The sequence below is a fragment of the Enterococcus sp. RTP21361st1_A6_RTP21361_211029 genome (genome assembly GCF_040910045.1).
GTDB classification, from domain to species: Bacteria; Bacillota; Bacilli; order Lactobacillales; family Enterococcaceae; genus Enterococcus_D; species Enterococcus_D gallinarum.
Genome location: NZ_JBDGBK010000227.1, coordinates 1 through 1,134, shown reverse-complemented (window position 1 = coordinate 1,134; position 1,134 = coordinate 1). Strand labels below are relative to the sequence as shown.

General features: G+C 53.7%; 1 protein-coding gene. It reads right to left on the bottom strand.

Annotated elements, in window-relative coordinates:
- A partial coding sequence (locus AB5Z52_RS17255; RefSeq protein ID WP_368267164.1) for an ABC transporter ATP-binding protein occupies positions 1–1,006 on the bottom strand: 1,006 nt, incomplete at its 3' end.
- Positions 1,007–1,134 lie beyond the last annotated feature (128 nt).

Here is a 1,134-nt window from a genome sequence, read left to right as displayed (position 1 = left end):
TGATGCCGCCACGTCGAACATCATGCATGGCGATGGCCAGATAGAAATCACCGGGTTCATCATACTGATACTCGACGGCGAACGTAAACGTGTCCGAACTCTTAAGGATCAGGGGCGAGACACCGTATGTCCGCAACAACGGGCATCGGGCATTCAGGCCGTTGGGGTACTCGTCCTTGTTTTCGGAAACGATCTTCCTGCGTTGCTCCTGCTTTCTCTCTTCCGCTTCCAGATTGGCGAGAGTGTACTGTTCGGCGACCGTCTCCCTGTCGCCGATCGCGGCGACGACGCCGTCCTGGATGAACATGGCACGAGTGCAGTATCGCTTGATGGCGCTCATGTCATGGGTGACAAGAATCACGGTCTTGGTCGGATCTTTTTTGATCTCCGTGAAATAATCATTGCACTTGCGTTGGAACGCCTCGTCTCCAACCGCCAGCACCTCGTCCAGCACCAGGATGTCACCCTGTGCTTTGATGGCCACGGAGAACGCCAGTCGGACCTGCATGCCCGAGGAATAGTTCTTGAGCTTCTGATCCATGAACTCATCAAGCTCCGCGAAATCGACGATGTCGTCGTACATCGCGTCGACTTGCTCACGAGAGAATCCCAGCAGGGCACCATTAAGGTACACATTCTCCCGGCCTGTCAATTCAGGATTGAATCCAACTCCAAGCTCAATGAATGGAACCAACTTGCCATGAACCCGAATCTCGCCATCATTGGGATAGTAGATCTGCGAAATCAGCTTCAACAGAGTCGACTTGCCGCCGCCATTGCGACCTACGATGCCAAAGAACTCGCCCTGATGGACTTCAAAGCTGACATCCTTGAGTACCGTCTGTTTTTTGTAGCCCTTCACGCCCTTGGTCCAGTTTATGACAGCCTGCTTAAGACCGGTCGCCTGCTCCGTTGGCAGCTTGAAGCTCTTGGAGACAAGGTACGCCGACAGCACAACCGGGGCCTTGGTGTAATCGTATTTCTTCACTGCACTGTTCTCAGCCATCACATGACCTCCGCAAACTTGCGACTATTCCGGCGGAAAAGATATATGCCGAGCCAAAGCAACGCGACCGTGAGAGCTATGGGGAACAATCTGACCCCCCAATTGCCGAACTGGTTCCAAATCGTCGG